Below are 18,491 nucleotides of genomic sequence, written 5' to 3' on the forward strand. Positions count from 1 at the left end.
ATGTTGCCGAAATCAGCGTTCGGATCAGAGTGAAATCACCGTTCGGATAAAACCGAAATGGCCGTTTGAATGTTGCCGTAATCGGCGTTCGGATCAAGCCGAAATACACATCCTTATCGTACCGAAGGTTATGACCGGGGCGATATCGATCATGCTTTTAATGTGTATGATGGTCAGGAATATTACATCCAAGGGCAAATTAAACCCGACTCTACCCAAATGGATATACTGGAAGAAATGCAGCATCGATACAACCTGCATACTGTTTTCGCCATGGTAAGACAGTGTTACGAGTGCGATATCATTATTGAAACCTATAATAGCACGCCATTAGAGAATAAAGCTGGACTCTACTTCAAACATAGGGTTGCAATGGAGCGGTTCATCTCTGGATTTATCCAGGACATGGAAACTGATTTAAAAGCGATGATACCGGAATCTGAATTTTTGAACTTTTTTAATAATCAGGAGTTCAGAAACCAAGTGCTAACTGGAAAACCAAACTTAACAAATGCAATTTTGACGAACCGAGAGCTTGATTGTCTATTTCTCATGGCTCACTGTGAGAATACACAAACAGCAGCCGATAAACTTTGTCTGTCAGTCGATACGGTCAATTCTCATCTTAAGTCGGCACGAAAAAAATTAAATTGCAAAACAACCATACAAGCGGTCGCAATTGCCTTCAAATCGGATCTTTTCAGACACAAAATTTCACCAAATTTGGGGATACAATAAGCACATTATTTAATAGATACTCTTTGGATCGTTAAAAAATTAGTTGTAGGAGCTTTAACATGGGATGTTTCATTCAACTCAAAGATCCAGACATTACATTTAACTTTGTTCAAAATAAACTCAAGCAAAAAATGCTTCTGGCTGCGCTTATTCAATATAGTGAGATTGATTTAAACGGTATTGCAGAAATACTGGATATTTGTAGCAAGCGATTATTGAAAGTGCTGATTGGTGCTGAATTCCTGGATTCAAGGGATGCAGAAGAATTAGGCCGTTTGTTTTTGATTCAGTTTAGTGATTAACTAAAAGCTGATTTTGAGTATAACTTGGTCAAAGATACAATTTCTTTGACCGCCACATTCCTCATTAACTTTTCTATTAATTAATCACTGAACAGGCCCAAACTTAAATAACAAATAATAGCTCATTTGCTTTAATAACTCTGAATAATTAACCAATTTATCCTAACCTAAATTATTCTTTAAACTCCTTTACTAATCCATTAAAGCTTCTTTCTGAAGTTATAGCGTTATGAGGTATCAATAAGTAATACCAAGGTTTACCTCCATTCTCATAAGCATGTTTAGTCGCATATTCGCACCATCTCATCGTTGCGGCTTTTTTTGCTAAAACAATAGGATTATCCATTTCCGAAGCCATTTTAGGTTCGCAAATATATTTTTCATCATAGGTTTCTACGACAAAATCAGGCTCATATGACTCGCCACTTTTATACTCAATTTGAAAAAAACCTGGAGCGGGCTTCATCCACCTGACTACATTCTTATCATCTTCCAAAATTTGTGAAAAACGCAGTTCACCATCGACTGAATCAAATTTTTGTATTGGGTAACAACATTTTTTAAAACCATTAAAAATAATTTTTTTAACGTCACTTTTAACTTCTGGTATATACCTAAAATCCCTTGGTTGCTGCCCTTGTTGGATTACACAATTAAATGGTTTTAGGATAGTAAATCCTCTATTTACATTGACCTGATAGTCAGTTGGTGTTTCCCAATAATGTTGCATTAACTGCGTCATAATAAAGTTACATATTTTCTCTTGATGATATTTTAGAACATTTTCAATATCAGACTCATCTTTTAAGTATGACTTAAGTCGTGAAACTACTTGACCGGCAAGCTTATACAGCAAATCAGCGTGTTCATCATAATCAATAAGATCATTATCTATGAGCACTCGAACAATATAGTTTTCTAATAAAGGCTCTTTTTCATTTACTGCATCATCACGAGCTAAAATACTGCTTTTATTTGTCCGAAGATACTTCATTAATATTTCTTGGCTAACTGGTTGATAGTTAATTCGTTCTATACCTTCTAAATCAAAGTTGGCAAACCCATATGAAATGTTCCGAGTTGGAATTAAAACAATATTAGGAATATCAATAGTATATTCCGCAATATTCTTTGTTAAAACTTCAACAATTTTTTTTACTTCATTATTTGATATTTCTTCATTATGTATGGTTATTTCTTGTACTTCTTTTGTTATTTGCTCTTGAATAGAAATATCTAGCAACTCTTTAGAAGACTTTAATCGTTCATAACGTTTTACAATATCAAGAGTAATGTCCAAAATACGATATTGCTGACTTGTCTTAATTAAATTATCACCTTCATATTCTTGATCCTTCTCAAAGATATCATGTGTTAAAGATACAGTAGCTAGGGAAGGAATAACTATATTTTGTGGTTTTTCAAAAGGAATATCTGCGTCATTCCCTATTTCGACTTTCTTTTTAATTATTGAATCTGGACTGTTAGCTTGATCAATAATTTCTTGAAATTTATCATGAGCAACAATGGTTAATCTATCCAGAGCATCAATGCCAGTACGGTTTCCAAAAGGAAGGCGCAAACCTCTTCCTATCGTTTGTTCTGTAAGAATTTCTGATGCTGAAGCCCTTAAAGGCACGATTGTATATAAATTTGTTACATCCCATCCCTCTTTTAACTTATTTACATGAATGACTATTTCTGTGGGATCATTTGAATCTTCTATAGCAATCAATTTTTGAATATTTTTATCTTCTTCTGCTCCTGACTGCTTTGAATGAATTTCTGCAACCTTACCTTTATAATTGCCATTAAAAAAACTTTCTGATTCGATAAACTCACGTAGTGTACGTGCATGTTCAGTATCTTGAGCAACTACTAACACAAATGGCTTGACTATTTTTTTATTGAATTGCTTCGCGTAATTTAATAATTCAACCTTTACATATTCATGATGGTGAATCCCATCTTCCAGTTTTATCTTTTCTAACTGTTCTGGTGTATAATTTTCAGGCTTAAAATCTTTTCTGGTAGCAACGGCAGGATCTTTCACATAACCATCGTCCATAGCCTCGGCAAGAGAATAAGAATACACAATATTTTTGAAATTACTTGAGGTAGAACCTATTGTTTTAGGGGTGGCTGTCAACTCAATACCAAGAATCGGCTTTAAGTCATTAATTGCATTTGCACCAGCAGTTGCTCTATAGCGATGCGCTTCATCCATTAATAAAACCAAGTCAGGTAAGCTTGCAAGATAGTCAAAAAAACTTTCTCCTAAAGTTTCCTGTAATCGCTTAATTCGTGGAGTTTTAGATTTTGTAGCCCCAGGCTTATTTTCAGTAGCATTAATTTTTGAAATATTAAATATATAAATAAATGGTACATCATCATCTTCAAATAATGTCCTCTGAATTTTATTTTCTTCCAGCCTAAACCCTTTGTTTTTATAATCTTCACCAGTAACAATAACTGGTTGGCTAAAGACAAACTCAGATATACCTTTAAAAACATATTTTGGGCTTTTAAGACTAAAGTCCTCCTTTAGCTTTTCGTAAATAGTTAAGTTAGGAGCTAAAATAAAAAAGTTGCGACTTTTATGAGTTAAATATAAATAGCTGATAAAAGCACCCATCAATCTAGTTTTACCAACTCCTGTCGCTAAAGCAAAACAAATTGATGGAAAATTTCGTTCGAAATCCTCCACTGATGGATATAAATGGTGAATTGCTTTCAAAGACTGTTTTATGTCTGCGTTTTTTGACAATGTAACTTCATTAATAACTTGCGCCAATATCTTTAACGACTCATGTTGTGGCTGTCGAAGCGATAACCGTGAAGATATTGTTTTTACATCATTAACCATTAAATTGCCTCACTACTTTCAGTACAAAAAGACGAATGGCCTTCTTCAATTAGATCGTCAATATTTTCTATATTCAGACTGTAATCATCTTTACCCCATTCACATTTTTTTAATACTGCTTGTGGAATTTTTTTAAGTGTTATGTTAAAAAATGCTTCAGAGTTAGCATTAAATCCTTTACAACAGATTAATAAAGTTCTTTTTCTGCCAACCTCTTCACTTATTGCGCGAAGTTGTTCGTTAGTCAAAACATTAGTAGTAATATAAATAAAGTCTTTTTCTGTTGAATACCCATGATTCCAATAATGATTTGGATCAGGAAAATAAGTGAATCCCATAAGCTTACACATTGCTTCAGCCAACATATTGGCGTTATATTTTTTATTAATAACCCAATTACCCCATTTGTCTTTTTCCAACATAGACTGAGCAAGCTTGTAATAATGAAAACCACCTCCTCCAGTCCAATTTACAGATTTTGAAATACCAGCATTGTCTCGGCCATTTATAATATTTTTTAATCGGGGAATAATGTGAGTATGGCAATGCTCGCCCAGTTCTATCATTATCCAGCGACGTCGCATTTTATGGGCAGTAGCACCCGTGGTTCCAGAGCCAGCAAATGAATCTAATACTATATCACCTGGCTGAGTTGACAGCTCTAAGATTCTTTTAATCAAATTTTCAGGCTTTTTACCCCGTTTAAAATTTACCCCGCCTTCATTTGCTAAATCAGCTTTAGGTATATCTGCATGCACCCATATATTTGTTAGTTTATTTGTTTTTACAACCTGACCATCTACAAGTTCAGCACTATCTTTTAGCCAAGCAAAAATTTCTTTATTATAGTAATAAAGAGTCGTTGGGATGTTTTTATACTTTCCCCTGCTAGGGGTATATTCAACAGTGTATAAGGAACTTTTGTCTAAATTAGAAATTATATCATTCTGAAATGAATTTTCTTTTTGTGGGTTTGTTGTCCTAAATATTTGGTCATAATAAATAGCATACTCTTTATTTATTTCTTCCTTGCGCTTTTCATACTCTTTAAGAGAGATAGAAGACATTTTAAAATTCTTATGTTTATAAATCTTAACTGGTAAATCATTCGATCTTGAAGGAAATTCTTTTATCAATTCTTTACTGCCTTCATCTATTAGAATTTTTTTATATCTTTTCATCACCTTTAAGTCTAAAGGTATATTATTTGTTATATTATTTAATTCAACACTAGATTGTTTTTTATACAGCAAAATATATTCTGCTGTATCTACAAATGCTCCACCTTGACCTAAACCAGCACTTCCAGATCTTTCATAAACAATTTGATTAACAAAATTCTCTCTTCCAAATATTTCATCTAAAATAATTTTCATATAGTGAACTTCACTATCATCAAGATGAACCCATAACAAACCCTGGTCAGATAATAACCTATAAAGAATTTCCAATCTTTTACTCATCAAATCCAACCAAATAGAATGTTCTAAACCATCTTCGTAATGGTCAAATGCTTGTCCAGTATTAAAGGGAGGGTCAATATATATACACTTAATTTTTCCTGTATATTCTGATTCGAGTGATTTCAAAGCTAACAGATTATCACCATAAATAAGCTTATTGTCATAAATATTCTCACTATCAGTTTCTTCATAAGGAAAATAAGATTTTTCTACATCTTCTAGTAAAATTCTTGGTTCAAGTCTCGGTCTATATTCCTTACCAATCCATGTCAGTTCTAACTTTTTCTTTTTATGGTTCATAGCATATTCCTCAGACTAAACTCCAACGAATCATGAATAATTCGGAAGTTTTCCAGGTTAAATTCAATTTCATTTCAATTTCTTCTAATAATTCATCTGACTTTTCATCAACCTGTTTACGGGTTTCAAAAAATTCCAGCATGCGTTTATCCCGTTTTTTTTCAAGTTTTTTTATTTGACGTTGTGCTTTGGTTTTTTCTTCTAAAGTATTCATACCTCTGGCAAGTCTTTTCTCTTGTTTGATTTCTTTCTCTATCCTTTCCAATTCCATGTTTATTGCTGTTTTTGAGTCTTCCGCCCAGCGGTCTAATTTTTCCTGCTCTTCTTCAAAATAAATTTCGTTTCGTTCTTTCGCTTCTTCAATAAATTCTGTAATTAATTTTTGCTTTTTTTTAATAATTTCCTGGTAGAAAATTTCATCTATGGTTATCAAACCGACATGATCCGCTGGAATAAGCATTAAACGCTCACATTGATATTGATCGAGAGATTCTCCATCATCCGTTCTAGCAATAAAGAACATTTTTTCCACAACATCAATTGAATCTATTTCAACCTTGCCCAAGTATAGCCATCCAGATTTTCCTCTTAATTTTTGTAGATCAGCCAGCTGGAGACCGTAATTTTCATAATGAAATGTAATTTGAGCAGGTAATGGTTTTATGCTTTTTGCTTTATATAGAAGCTCAGATGCCAATTGATTATCAACTTTAAAAAAATGACCATTTTTTTCATCGGCTTGTTTCCAATCAAAGTAATAATGCTCATTACGATAAGAAAAACCTTCCTGAAAATGTTGCGCATTAGGTAACATACCTTTACAAAATGCGCGGATTTTTTTAGCAAAATCATCCAGATCATCCGTAATGCTTTCTTTACGTGAACGAATTTTTTTAATTACATCCTCATCAAAATTCTCAAGAAGACTTTTTCGAGTATCTAACTCTCGTTCTGTAAGGATTTCATCCAACTCTTTTTGCAACTGATTAAATTCTTCATCAATTTGATTGGTATGACGGCATTTCTGATAAATTTCATTAATTCTAGACTCAAATGAAATTTCTGCTTCAATTGCGCCAAGCACTTCATCACTTGCACCAAATACACCCTCAAAGAGTTTTAGTTTTTGGTTGAGCAGCTCAAAGACTCTTTCATCTGCCTTATTTCCTTTGTTAAGAAAATTAACAATAACTACATCATTCTTTTGTCCATACCGATGTACTCTTCCTATTCTCTGTTCTATTCTTTGTGGATTCCATGGCAAATCAAAGTTAACTAGCAAAGAACAAAATTGCATATTAACTCCCTCCGCACCAGACTCAGTGGATATTAAGATAGGTGCGTCATTTTTAAATTTCTCAACAATAGCAGCCTTCATATCAGCAGTTTTTGAACCAGATATTTTATCGCTCCCCTGATGCCTTTCCATCCATTGTTTATAAATATCTTTAGATTCATTATCATTATTTGATCCATTCAAAAGCACCAGCTCACCTTTATATCCTTTAGCTTCTAGTAACTCCTTGAGATATTGCTGGGTACGACAAGATTCTGTAAAAATTACAGCCTTTCTTTGTCCACCTAGTTCTTTTACCTTAGTAAAGGCTTTTTCTAAAACAGTTAATAAAGCTTCACCTTTAGTATTCTTTTGAATTTTCTCAGCTAATTTTTTAAAAGATTTAAGTTCTTCAAGCTCTTGTATTAGTTGTTCAGGATTAGCGCTATCTCCATCATTTTCTATATCCATTTCATCAATAGATTCATTAATTGTTTCATAATCACTGAATGACTCCATATCAGTGACAAGATTTTTTGTCAGACGCTGAATCATCTTCTCCAATGTGCCAGTAATGGCAAAACTAGATGATGCTAAAATTTTTCTAATGACTAAGGTAACTAGATGGCGTGCGTTAGGTTTTATAGAAACAATATCTTCGCGCTGTAAGTATGCGGATATTTGTTCGTATAAATTCAACTCCTCATGAGAAGGGCGGAAATCTTCCACTATAGACCATCTACGCGGAAAACTTATACCTCCCTCTTTTTGTACCTGGCGACGAAGTGTTCTAAAGCAGATTTTTGATAATCGATGACGAAGAATATCCAGGTTATGCGCAGAAGCATTCCTACCAATATATTGAGCGCGGAAAGATTCGACATTACCAAAAAAATGCTGATCAATGATAGAAACCAATCCATATAACTCTAAAAGCGAATTTTGAAGTGGTGTTGCTGATAATAAAATTTTTTTTCTACCATCTAGTGCTTCCTGTAATTTTTTGGCAATCTTTGCACCATCTTTTTTCCAGATATTTCTTAATTTATGCGCCTCATCGAAAATTACTAAGTCCCAATTGATGCTTTTAATGTCAATATTTTTTTTTGATGCGAACTCATACGAACAAATGATTACTTGGTCTTCTCTATAATCAAACGGATTCAAATACTCTGATTTTTTAAGTAAGTTATATGATGCTGATTCAAGTATATAACTAGGTATATTAAACTTCTCTAATAATTCTTGTGTCCATTGATTTCTCAACATGGCAGGTACTATTAACAAAATCTTTCTTTTTCTCTCTGCCCATTTCTGAGCAATAACCAAACTCGCTTCAATAGTTTTCCCCAATCCCACTTCATCAGCTAAAATAATCCCCTGAGACAATGGAGAGCGGAGGGCAAAAATTGCCGCTTCAACTTGGTGTGGGTTCATATCAACTTTTGATGCAGCTAGTGACTTAGAAATCTTTTCTTCAGCAGAGCCACCTAATGTTAAAGAATACGCCAAATAAGCGCACTGATGGGGAGTGTAACTTTGCTGATTGGTATTAGTTGGGGACATTGTTAATACACTTCTTTTAGCTGTTATTTCCATTACGTGCGTTAGTTTCTTGTTGTTTAATCCATGAGTCAATTTCACTTCTCCGAAAACGCCATGAACCACCCACCTTAAAACCAGGTATTTTTCCTTCAGATGCAAGTCGATATCCAGTTTTTTCAGCCAGTTTAAGATATGCTGATAATTCCTTTAAGGTAAAAATTTCTTCTGTTTGCATTAACGAAGCACCTTTCTTGAATGAAAATTGGTTCTATATGAGAAAATAAACGAAAATAGGGGGAACGGCAAGTTTGCCACCTAAGTTATACACAATTAAGGCAAATATTTATTACCCTTGATATTAGATATAATACTACTTTACTAATAGCACGGTAAGTTAAGCAACCAAAGTACGGAGAGACCGGAGACTGCAATAAAGTTATTGATGAAGGCAATCACTCTACTATCGACTAAAAGCTGCAACAATATAATGTGAAAAGAAAAAGATAAATTTCATACAAATATGATTTATATTTGATAATTCCTCATCTCAACAACCACGCCGAATATACGGATCTCGCTTTTATCTTTTATATTAATTATTGCCCACAGATCATTACTAGGAATTAGCTGAAAAAGACTCTCATCTATTTCACCATATTTTCGCAACACCGTTTGACTTTTATTTTCAAAGTAGCCAAGGACATAATCACCAGGATTGGGAGATTGGTCCCCATTAATCACAACAATTGAACCAGCAGGAATTTTTGGTTCCATGCTATTGTCTTCAACAACCACAGCAAATAATTTCTCAGCATTTAAAGCCTTATTAAAACTGTCGATAACAATCGTCTTTTCATTACTATAATCAGCTGCATTCAGCAATTCTTTATAATGATGCGCATCCTTCATGCTCAAAACAGGAATATGGCGCATGCCATGATTAGCATGACGAGTTAGCTCACCCTGTGGGCTATTAGTTAAACAAAGAAGATAGGATGCTGAAACATTTAAATGATCGGCTAAAATCTTAGCCTCAACAGGACCAGGACTTCTTGTACCTTGCTCCCAGTTCCCAATTCTTGCAGGGGAAAGCTCATGCGTTTTTTCTGCCAGTTCTTTAATGGTTAATCCAACGGCTTTCCTGGATTCTTTAATGCGATTGCCAATTTTTTCTTTGATGTTCATATCATTCGTCCATTCATTTTCAAAAAACCATTGACACATACACATATTGATTTATTATATAATCTTAAAACAACGTTTTGTGTTTTTTATTCAATGATTCTGATTGGAATAATGCTATATCAATTATCGAGTCGTGTAAATAATTTATTAAGGTGTTTGTTTTAGATGGACTTTTTATTTGTAAATACACGGGAATTATCAGCCTTGATCGGATTGCCTTATATTCAACAATCAGCCTACTTAATAGGAGTCCGCCCTTTTATGGACCGTCAAACTGGCTTTGTAGGTATCAAGAGACGAATCAGCTATCAATCGCTTGCTGAAGCCCTATATATTGAACCGCATCCTGGTGTTCAATCTGGCTCGCCATCAAAACAACAACTTCGCCGTGTCATTAAAAGCCTTGAACGATCAGGCTTAATTGCGATTCACTCAAACAGCAAACACCTTGTTTTACAATGCCTTTTAGCGGATGGGAATTATTCTGTCCAAAATAAAGCCGACACTATCCCGACACCTCAAGCCGACACAAAACCGGAATCAAAAAGTAAAGAAAAATCAGATGGATACGGTAGTTGTCATCAAAAAGGCGACACAGGTCTTAATGCAAAAGCCGACATACCTCATAACTCAGTAAATAATTGTGTGTATGTGCGCGACCAATTTGAAAAATTTTGGACTCTTTATCCACAGAAGAAAAACCGTGGGCAAGCATTCGATGTGTTTGTAAAACTCAATCCTTCTGAAGATTTATTCAAACAAATTATCACAGCCATTCAGGCACAGATCAAAAACCACCACGAATTAGTTGCTGCAGGTCATTGGGTACCCAAATGGAAATACCCTGCCAACTGGCTATTGCAGCAATGCTGGTTAGAAGAAATTGAAACCATTGTTACAAAGGAGCAGCAAAATGCAAAGAGCCGATCAAATCGTCAGCGCAAAACTTCAGCAGACATTCTCAGCGAATCCTGCCGAGAGGCAAGCTTCGACTTTGAAGAAGAATCCAAAAGTCCAGACAACGTCATCCAATTCGGACGAAAACGCAATTTATGACAAGCGGATTGATACACTTTTTGTCCGGTTTGCTGCCATTTATGGGCATTTTTGGATCAATAATTTCAATGATGAACGAACCCTTTATTTTGCAAAAAAAGAATGGTCAGAAGGTTTAAAGCCTTTCAATAATGCCATTGTCAAAGAAGCTTTACTCCAATTTCGTGAAAGACATCGATTCCCGCCCAGCATTCCTGAATTTATTGCTTGCTGTAAGGATAAAGAAGCACGCAAGCGACTAACAACAATGACATCTGAACCCATTAAAAAACCATCACCGGAAGTGGCTAAGCATCACATCAAAATGATGAAAGCTACATTAACCCGTTTATAAAACAAGGAGTTCAAACATGCTTATATTGAGCAGGGCCAAAGAACAAAGCATTTTTATCGATAAAGGACGAATACAAATCAAAGTCATCAAAGTCCAAGGAGGCCAGGTTCACTTAGGCTTTATCGCCTCCAAGCAAGTTGACATTGTTCGCGAAGAAATCTTTTACAAAAATATTGGGAAACCAACTAATTCTAAAGGCTTAGCAGAAATCATCAAATAAATAATGCCGGCGTAAGCCGGCGGAGGTGTGTATGTATAAGATTTTATTTTGTTTGGCTTTATCAGTAATTAATTTTCAAGTACAGGCAGCCAATGTCACTCAAGTCAGCCGTTATGCAACCGTCAGAAATAAGCCACTACCAGCGCAAGTCAATCCACTGAAATCCATTCAACAGATTCATTTTCCATCCTCGATTCAAACCATTAGCGATGCCGTTCATCATTGGCTTACCTACTCCGGTTATCACTTGGCTTCACAAGACAAACAAAGCTCTGGCTTAAAGAAAATACTCAAACAACCATTACCCCAAGTGGATCGTAACCTTGGACCTTTATCTATTGAAGATGGCTTAACCGTGTTGGTTGGCCAGCATTTGTTTTCACTGAGACATGATGACTTGTTACGGGAGGTCAATTTTACCCTTAAGAAAAGGAGCAAGGCATGAGACATTATCTGGATAGTAAATGGTTGTTATTGCTGGTTCTACTCAATGCGGTGCTGGTTTTATTTGTATGTTTGAAAAGCCAACCCGTTAAAACCCAAATTCAGGATTTATCATCCTTAGAAAATCGATTGACAGCTATTACCTCTCAACTGCGGCAACCTGCTAAAGAACCTGATTTATCGTCAATTAACCATAATCTCAAACAATTAAGCCAGTTCATTCAGCAGTTGCAAAATAAAGATGATCACCAGTTGGGTGAAGTGTTTTCAACCGGCCAGGTTGCAATTAAAAAGCAGCTGAATGGCATTGTCGAATTACTTTCGCGATTGGATGAGCAAAAACACCCCGTCAAAACCTTACCAGCAAGAAGCCTGCCTTTCCAAGTATTAAGCATTGACAGCATTCAGGATGTCAGTGTTGCATCGGTGGCTTTCAACTATAAAACTCAAGCCTTAGAAATAGGCGACTCTTTGGCTGGCTGGTTGGTGGTTCAAGTTGATTTTGCCAGGCAGTTTATTGAATTTGAAAATACGGACAAGGCTCATGTTTCACTCACTTTGAAATCCAATGGGGTGACACATGGCTAAGTTATCCGCTTTGGCTTTTGGACTTATTGTTAGCTCTGCTACATTTGCCAATCTCTCGATTCCTAGTCTTATCAGCCCTTCGATTAAAACGGCTAATAATGCGCTGGCCAAGGCAGGAGTCGCTGATTTTCAGGATGAAGTGATTGATGAAAAAAACTTTGAACTCTCCAAGCCCCAACAACATGAAGCCAAGGTTTGGCAACTAACGGATGCTGAAGAAAAGCGCTACATCCAGTTAATGCAAAGCCGAAGCGGTTTATATTACCAAGGGCTTCGTATGAGTCCGATTGATATTTTAGGACTCAATGCCCGTGATGATGCGGAACGAGAACACTTCGCCGAATTGGCGGCCAAGCAGGAAGCCCAGAAAGTTGCGCAAAATATTGCCTGGAACAATGCCTTTTATCAATCGTATAACAAGCTTTTTAAAGATGTGCCGGTGGTTGGTGATTTTGATCCATCCCCTTATTCACCCTTTGCTCACCAACCGATTCAGTTGAAATCGGGTGAACATTTGTATTTGTTTGTTAAAGCTGATGATGCAGTGAAAACCATTTTAATGCAGCTCGTTGATGCAGTTAGCCGAACATCCAAGACCAAGTTAAACCTACTTTTTGTCGATATGGATTCAGATGCCATTCAATTATGGGCGAACCGCCAGCAGATCCCATTGGCTTTGGTCAATTCCCAGCAAATTACGTTAAACGATGGCAAACAGCAATACGATGCTTTGACGGTCAAGAAAAAGCACACACCCCTCTTGCTGTTATCCAATGGCAAGGCCACTCAGATTGTCGATATGGGGAGGTTTTAACGATGCGTGTTTTGTTTTTAATGTTGATTGCGTTTAAAGCATTTAGCCTGCAGGTGATTCCTTTAACGCTGAGCCATTCTGAAACATCCAGTCAGCTGGATTTATCCAGCCCCATTGGGGTGCCGGCTAAAAGCCAAGCTACTTTCGGCAAAGTGGATAACAGGAAAGCTGATACCCATTTATTTCATGACACGTTATTTGTGATTGGCGCCGACCGTCTTTCTAAGCAGTGGTTAACCAAACACCAAAAACAATTACAAGACATGCAGGCCATTGGGTTTATAACCAATGTCGATGACTTTGAAACGATTATCCAGCTGCAAGAACAAAGCCAGTTACCCCTGTTGCCGGTCAATGTTGATCCGCTCATGAAATTATTGGGCGTGACACATTACCCCATCGTCATAGCCCAGGGGGAAGTATGGCAATAAAACAATATTCCAGAAAAATGACCATACAACTTACCCTGGTTGTCTTTTTGGGGTGGTTGTTCTTATTCATATGGGCTATTGGGCAATGGATGTTACATGGATATGTGCATGCTTTCGATACGGTCAGCACACTGGTAGACAATCAAAGGCAAGCCATCACACCGGTTTATCAGGGATCATTATTATCAGCCCTGCCTTTGGAAACCCGTTTTCAATTATCACTAGAACATCCTTATCTCACCAAGCTTAGTTTTAACGAATTAACCACTGATTTAGTCACAAAAACACAGCAATTTATCAAACTCATGCTGCTTACCAGTCAATGCATGTTAATCAAACTCATGATTCTTCTGGCAGCCATACCTTTATTCGCTTTGGCAATGGTTGCAGGCTTAGTTGATGGTCTGAACCAAAGAGCCATCCGAACCGCTTGTCTTGGACGTGAATCATCCTATGTGTTTCATCGTTTAAATCACTACTTCAAAAAAGGTTTGGTCATTGTACTGATGGCCTGGCTAGGCACGCCAATCAGTATCACACCAGATTTTGTATTTATTCCCATTAGTCTGATGCTGGCGCTGATGGTGGCAATGACTGCCAGCCGATTTAAGAAATATTTATAAGGAGAAATCATGAAACAAATATTCACGGCAACCATTTTTTTCTTAAGTCTTACTGCACAGGCCAGTAACCCAAATCTTAATGAAACACTGGTACGCATTATCAATCAGATTAATGCCATCACGCCTTTACTGGATGAAGCGCAATCTGAACTCAATCCCAAGGCGCGTATTCAACTACACATTGAAAGCTTTAACGATAATGAAGGCCATCACCACGTTGGCGTTCGCGAAGATTTGTTAATGATTCGCAATGGCCTGATTGATTACATCAACGAGCCTGTCGTTTCCCCTCGCAAAGTCAAACCACTAAACCGTGATTTTGTGAGGAAACCCTAATGAGTAAAGACCAAATCGCAAAGCTCTTTGCTACAAGCTTTCAGCAGTCAAGCCAAGGCATTTCGGTTAGCGTCTTTTCCAACAGTATCCGCTTTATCGCCATTACCCTGGTGATTTTAGCGGTCATGTGGTCTGTGAACCACTTCATGAGTCTTGATGAAAAAGAACAGGATGGTTTTCTAAATCGTCTGGGCTCTCGTCTTATCAGGCTCGTCATTGGTCTGATGGTGTTTATTTTATTGCTAACGGTTAGGGGATAACTATGAAAACAATCGCGCGAATCATCTATTTAAGCTTAATCAGTCTGTTTTACGCACCCACCCTGTTTGCAGCCGATGGTTGGTTTCCCAAGATTTCCGATGCCGACAACATTGAGAATGGGACTACAAACATGATGTCAGTGACGGGGAGTTATGTGAAACAAGGGTTGGGGTTATTGCTCTTTATCACAGCCGTCGTAACGTTCATCAAATTCATTACCACCGTGCAACACGGCATTGAAGAATCGAAGAAAAATGAAGGTTCGATGGTAGCTTTCGGTACCTTTGCCGTGATGGGCATTACTTATCTTGCCATCAGTATCGCTTCAGGTTATGTCGGTTATTCCATGATTACCAAGTTCAAAATCTAAGGAGGTGAAATTATGAGTCAGCCTTCATCGCGCCATTTATCCCATGACTTTCCTGCCTGGAAAGGCTTAAGTCTGCGGGAGTTGTTCTGGATTGTAGTGACTGCAACACCACTGACCACCCTGGTTTTTATCCTATTGGGATGTCTGATTGGCTATCCAATTGCCTGTGGCTGTGTGGGCTTTATTGTCGGATTTATTCTGGCGATTACCGTCTGTCCAAAAAGCATTGCTTGCATAAAAGCAGGCAAGCCTTATGGTTATGTCACAAAAAATTCCATTCAACTGTTGGTGCGATTAAGGCTCAAACACTCGCCCTGGATTCATTATAAAGGACAGTGGAACAAGAACAAATCAGTAGGAGAACATCATGTTTAACTACTGGAAGAAAATCGACAGCCTGCATCATCACAACCGCTTATTGCTGGCTTTTGTCGCTTTATTAAGCATCATCGTTTTGGCTTTAATCATCACTTTATACTCCTTACCCAAGCGCTATGAATTCTGGCTAAGCCCAGGCATGGCAGCCAATGGTGGTTTGATCAAGGCCCGTGATATCCCTAATGAATATGTACAAGGGTTTGTCACATCCTTAATGCCAACGCTGTACAGCTGGCAAGCCAATGGCCGAGATGAATTTAACCGTAATATGAAAGCGTTTCATTATTATTTCACACCACGTCATGAGCAATTACTCGAGCAAACCTTCTCCGTTTATAAAAACGCACAACTGTTTAATCGTACGCAAATAACCAGTCTCTATCGTTTTATGGAACCCGATGACATTAAACGAATCGGCCCCAACAGCTGGGAAGTGAAGCTGGTTCTTCGGATTACCCAACGCTTAAAAGACAATTCTCCCATGGTCATTGCCGATAAAGTCGTGGCTTATCACTTACGGGTGGTGAAGCTTAATTTATCTCGTCTGCATAACCCCTTCCAACTGGCCTTAGATGGCTACAGTAAGCCCGAAACATTAGTCAAAGATTTACTGGTTCAACCGGAGGATGAATATGCGAATAATTAAAACGTTAAGTTTGTGGATTTGCTTTATCAATATGAGTTATGCCCTGCAAAGCGAACATATGGTCTGGGAAAAAGTCCCTTTGAATATTGAATTGCCTATAAAGCAGGAGCGCCTGATTCAATTTCCACAAGTCATCAAAATTATCGATCAAAACCTAAGCCCTGCGCTGGATATTTTGAAAGTCAAAGGCAGTCTTTATCTCATAGCGCAAGACAGTTTTAAACACGCAAGAATTATTGTGCAGATGATCCCTGACGGTGAAGTGATCCTATTAAATTTGAAAGCCGATGAGCAGTTTAACAATACCACACCCATTGAAATTCTGACCGATGATCCTAAACGAGAAGGTCAAGCTGCCAACAGTCATTATGAATACAACGCCATTCAACTGACTCGTTTTGCCATTCAGGCTTTATACGCGCCGGAACGTGTGCAACAAATTCCAAATGGCGTTTACCGCACGCCAATGCAAACGCATAAAACCATTCCGTTATTTTATGGTGCCAGTATTGAAGCCCACCCTATCGCTTCATGGCGCGGTGGCGCATTACATATTACAGCGATTGAATTAAAAAACCTGCTCAATAAAACCATCAAATTGAAACCAGACAACCTGATTGGTCACTGGCAAACCGCAAGCTTTTATCCAACTAACCGACTGCTTTCCCGAAACAAGCACGAAAGTACCACCGTTTTTTTAGTATCCGATAAGCCATTTCATGAAGCCTTAATTCAGCACGCGAGGTATAGCCGATGAATAAAAACAGCGGAATCAAAATCCTATCAGGCTCGGTGGCTTTGGTTGCGATCCTAATTCTCTTTAACAGCAGAAGCACCCCACCGGCTATAGAATCTACAACCAACACCAACAATTTTAATGAAGCCATTGCCAGCCAGTTTAACGACAATATTCGTGATGTCTCAGCCCGTCTTCAAGAAACGGAAAAACGGCTGGAGCAAGTGCAACAGGAAAATAAAACCCTGCAAACCAAGCTTCAACAACCCAAACAAGACAGTAGCTATCAACTCAAAGAAGAAATACTGGCTTTAAAAGATCAAATTGCGTCCATTGCCCAAAGCACAACCAAGTCTTATCCGGTGGAAGGCAAGGTTGAAATTAAGCAAATCAAAGATCTGGATGAGTTATTAGACAAGCCGGCAGCTGAACATAAAGAACTGTCTTTATGGGATGAACAAAAAGAAAAGGAAGAAGCCCCCAAAGCAACGCCATTCTATACCATCCCAGCCGGCAGTGATTTCAGTAAAGTAATGTTGTTATCAGCCTTGATTGGTGAAGTACCGGTTGAAGGAAAACTTATGCAACCGCTGTTCCCCTTTTCAGCCATAATTTCCCGCGGCGATTTAATGACCGCCAACGGCATGCAATTACCCGATGAAATTATTGGCATGAAACTGAGCGGTTATTCCATCGGTGTCGGCTCTTTTCTCGATAACATCAGTTGTGTACGCGCCTATGTGACCTCAGCACTTTTTGTTTTTGATGACGGTCATTTTGTCACCGTGGGTCAGGAGCAAATGAAAAGTTCCGCCGAGCTAATCAACAATGACAGCATTGGCTATCTCACCACCCAATACGGCAATCCTTGCATTAAAGGTCAGTACATCACCAACGCCCCACAGGTATTAACGTCTTTTATGGCTGCAGGCGGACTTCAAGGTGCTGGAAACGCCTTATCTAAATGGCAGATGACCTATCAGGCCGAAGGGGGTAACGCCATTGCCACCCCAACAGGCCAGCTTGGACATTCTTCAGCAGGTGGCGCTTTAAACGAAGGCAGTCAGAAAATTACCGACTGGATGGAAAAACGGATTCAAGGCAGCTTTGATATGGTCTTTGTACCTGCCAGTCTTAAGGTACAAAACCGATTTATTCCCAATCACTTCAACCTTCATTTCAATCAAACCATAGCCATCGATAAAGAACTCAACGGGAGGGTATTAGATTATGGTCGCACAGAAGAAAAACACGCTGATTATGCTTTGCGTTAGTCTGAGCTTAAGTGCTTGCTCTACGGCAAAAGTATCTCAGGGAACCATACCGGAACAAGGGTTAACGGTGAGCCAGCTTTACCACCACAGTAAACCGGCACCTTTACCCAAGAAAAGCGCAACCAAAATACAAGCTCAAAAAAATTCACAACAGTTTAAAGCCTTACCTAATCCAGAAGTACCCATTCATGTCTTTGCGCATGTCGCCAATATTGGTGATGAGCAAATCATAAAGCCTGCTTACACCACGCGCTTTTTTCTCTATAAGCACAACCAGTATGCACTAGCATCAGAATTGTATTGAG

The 18,491-nt window shown here is 37.8% G+C and carries 23 protein-coding genes; 17 read left to right on the top strand and 6 right to left on the bottom strand.

The window, feature by feature from the left end:
• The first annotated feature begins 162 nt into the window (after positions 1–162).
• On the top strand, positions 163–738 hold the full coding sequence (locus tag E1O47_RS05220; protein ID WP_133130216.1) for a helix-turn-helix transcriptional regulator: 576 nt from the start codon (positions 163–165) through the stop codon (positions 736–738).
• A gap of 59 nt (positions 739–797) precedes the next feature.
• The gene (locus E1O47_RS05225; protein ID WP_133130217.1) at positions 798–1,040 is read left to right on the top strand and encodes a hypothetical protein; all 243 of its coding nucleotides are present in this window, start codon (positions 798–800) and stop codon (positions 1,038–1,040) included.
• A 172-nt stretch (positions 1,041–1,212) separates the two neighbouring features.
• Here the strand turns inward: E1O47_RS05225 and E1O47_RS05230 are convergent, their stop codons facing one another.
• The 5 genes from E1O47_RS05230 to E1O47_RS05250 all read right to left on the bottom strand — a co-directional run bounded on the left by E1O47_RS05230 (position 1,213) and on the right by E1O47_RS05250 (position 9,675).
• Complete coding sequence (locus E1O47_RS05230; RefSeq protein WP_133130218.1) at positions 1,213–3,906, bottom strand: DEAD/DEAH box helicase; 2,694 nt, start codon at positions 3,904–3,906, stop codon at positions 1,213–1,215.
• Positions 3,906–5,669, bottom strand: a complete 1,764-nt coding sequence (locus E1O47_RS05235) for a site-specific DNA-methyltransferase (protein WP_133130219.1) — start codon at positions 5,667–5,669, stop codon at positions 3,906–3,908. Before E1O47_RS05235 ends, E1O47_RS05230 begins: the two co-directional genes overlap by 1 nt.
• A 10-nt stretch (positions 5,670–5,679) precedes the next feature.
• Positions 5,680–8,544, bottom strand: a complete 2,865-nt coding sequence (locus E1O47_RS05240) for an SNF2-related protein (protein WP_207384294.1) — start codon at positions 8,542–8,544, stop codon at positions 5,680–5,682.
• The gene (locus E1O47_RS05245; RefSeq protein ID WP_133130220.1) at positions 8,528–8,725 is read right to left on the bottom strand and encodes a helix-turn-helix domain-containing protein; all 198 of its coding nucleotides are present in this window, start codon (positions 8,723–8,725) and stop codon (positions 8,528–8,530) included. The genes E1O47_RS05240 and E1O47_RS05245 overlap by 17 nt, the downstream gene beginning before the upstream one ends.
• A 290-nt stretch (positions 8,726–9,015) precedes the next feature.
• Positions 9,016–9,675, bottom strand: a complete 660-nt coding sequence (locus E1O47_RS05250; protein ID WP_133130221.1) for a LexA family transcriptional regulator — start codon at positions 9,673–9,675, stop codon at positions 9,016–9,018.
• Between the two features lie 165 nt (positions 9,676–9,840).
• Between E1O47_RS05250 and E1O47_RS05255 the strand changes: the two genes are divergently transcribed.
• Entirely contained in the window at positions 9,841–10,731 is an 891-nt protein-coding gene (locus E1O47_RS05255; RefSeq protein WP_133130222.1) for a hypothetical protein, read from the top strand.
• 84 nt (positions 10,732–10,815) lie between these two features.
• Here the strand turns inward: E1O47_RS05255 and E1O47_RS05260 are convergent, their stop codons facing one another.
• Positions 10,816–10,995, bottom strand: a complete 180-nt coding sequence (locus E1O47_RS05260; RefSeq protein WP_133130223.1) for a hypothetical protein — start codon at positions 10,993–10,995, stop codon at positions 10,816–10,818.
• Between the two features lie 86 nt (positions 10,996–11,081).
• Here E1O47_RS05260 and E1O47_RS05265 point away from each other — a divergent pair, with 86 nt between their 5' ends.
• The 14 genes from E1O47_RS05265 to E1O47_RS05330 are packed head-to-tail and all read left to right on the top strand — an operon-like array spanning position 11,082 to position 18,490.
• Entirely contained in the window at positions 11,082–11,285 is a 204-nt protein-coding gene (locus E1O47_RS05265) for a carbon storage regulator (RefSeq protein ID WP_133130224.1), read from the top strand.
• 31 nt (positions 11,286–11,316) lie between these two features.
• A complete protein-coding gene (gene pilL2 / locus E1O47_RS05270) occupies positions 11,317–11,730 on the top strand; it encodes a PFGI-1 class ICE element type IV pilus protein PilL2 (protein ID WP_133130225.1) in 414 nt (137 codons plus the stop codon).
• Complete coding sequence (locus tag E1O47_RS05275; RefSeq protein ID WP_133130226.1) at positions 11,727–12,317, top strand: hypothetical protein; 591 nt, start codon at positions 11,727–11,729, stop codon at positions 12,315–12,317. The genes pilL2 and E1O47_RS05275 overlap by 4 nt, the downstream gene beginning before the upstream one ends.
• Positions 12,310–13,131: a TIGR03759 family integrating conjugative element protein gene (locus E1O47_RS05280; protein WP_133130227.1), complete on the top strand. Its 822-nt coding sequence runs from the start codon at positions 12,310–12,312 to the stop codon at positions 13,129–13,131. The genes E1O47_RS05275 and E1O47_RS05280 overlap by 8 nt, the downstream gene beginning before the upstream one ends.
• Positions 13,132–13,133: 2 nt before the next feature.
• On the top strand, positions 13,134–13,562 hold the full coding sequence (locus E1O47_RS05285; RefSeq protein WP_133130228.1) for a PFL_4695 family integrating conjugative element protein: 429 nt from the start codon (positions 13,134–13,136) through the stop codon (positions 13,560–13,562).
• Positions 13,553–14,185 (top strand): TIGR03747 family integrating conjugative element membrane protein, encoded by a 633-nt coding sequence (locus E1O47_RS05290; protein WP_133130229.1) that lies wholly within the window; start codon positions 13,553–13,555, stop codon positions 14,183–14,185. The genes E1O47_RS05285 and E1O47_RS05290 overlap by 10 nt, the downstream gene beginning before the upstream one ends.
• Before the next feature lie 9 nt (positions 14,186–14,194).
• Positions 14,195–14,521 (top strand): RAQPRD family integrative conjugative element protein, encoded by a 327-nt coding sequence (locus E1O47_RS05295; protein WP_133130230.1) that lies wholly within the window; start codon positions 14,195–14,197, stop codon positions 14,519–14,521.
• Positions 14,521–14,781: a hypothetical protein gene (locus tag E1O47_RS05300; RefSeq protein ID WP_133130231.1), complete on the top strand. Its 261-nt coding sequence runs from the start codon at positions 14,521–14,523 to the stop codon at positions 14,779–14,781. Before E1O47_RS05295 ends, E1O47_RS05300 begins: the two co-directional genes overlap by 1 nt.
• A 2-nt stretch (positions 14,782–14,783) precedes the next feature.
• Positions 14,784–15,152 carry a hypothetical protein gene (locus E1O47_RS05305; RefSeq protein ID WP_133130232.1) on the top strand — a complete coding sequence of 123 codons (369 nt, stop codon included), beginning with the start codon at positions 14,784–14,786 and terminating at the stop codon, positions 15,150–15,152.
• A gap of 12 nt (positions 15,153–15,164) precedes the next feature.
• A complete protein-coding gene (locus tag E1O47_RS05310) occupies positions 15,165–15,527 on the top strand; it encodes a TIGR03750 family conjugal transfer protein (RefSeq protein ID WP_133130233.1) in 363 nt (120 codons plus the stop codon).
• On the top strand, positions 15,520–16,176 hold the full coding sequence (locus E1O47_RS05315; RefSeq protein ID WP_133130234.1) for a DUF2895 family protein: 657 nt from the start codon (positions 15,520–15,522) through the stop codon (positions 16,174–16,176). Before E1O47_RS05310 ends, E1O47_RS05315 begins: the two co-directional genes overlap by 8 nt.
• Positions 16,163–16,933, top strand: coding sequence for a TIGR03749 family integrating conjugative element protein (locus tag E1O47_RS05320; protein WP_133130235.1), 771 nt, complete (start codon positions 16,163–16,165; stop codon positions 16,931–16,933). The genes E1O47_RS05315 and E1O47_RS05320 overlap by 14 nt, the downstream gene beginning before the upstream one ends.
• Positions 16,930–18,186: a TIGR03752 family integrating conjugative element protein gene (locus tag E1O47_RS05325; protein ID WP_133130236.1), complete on the top strand. Its 1,257-nt coding sequence runs from the start codon at positions 16,930–16,932 to the stop codon at positions 18,184–18,186. Before E1O47_RS05320 ends, E1O47_RS05325 begins: the two co-directional genes overlap by 4 nt.
• Positions 18,143–18,490 (top strand): TIGR03751 family conjugal transfer lipoprotein, encoded by a 348-nt coding sequence (locus tag E1O47_RS05330; RefSeq protein ID WP_133130237.1) that lies wholly within the window; start codon positions 18,143–18,145, stop codon positions 18,488–18,490. Before E1O47_RS05325 ends, E1O47_RS05330 begins: the two co-directional genes overlap by 44 nt.
• Position 18,491 lies beyond the last annotated feature (1 nt).

This window comes from Legionella yabuuchiae (genome assembly GCF_900640115.1).
In the GTDB taxonomy this organism is placed as follows: domain Bacteria; phylum Pseudomonadota; class Gammaproteobacteria; order Legionellales; family Legionellaceae; genus Legionella_A; species Legionella_A yabuuchiae.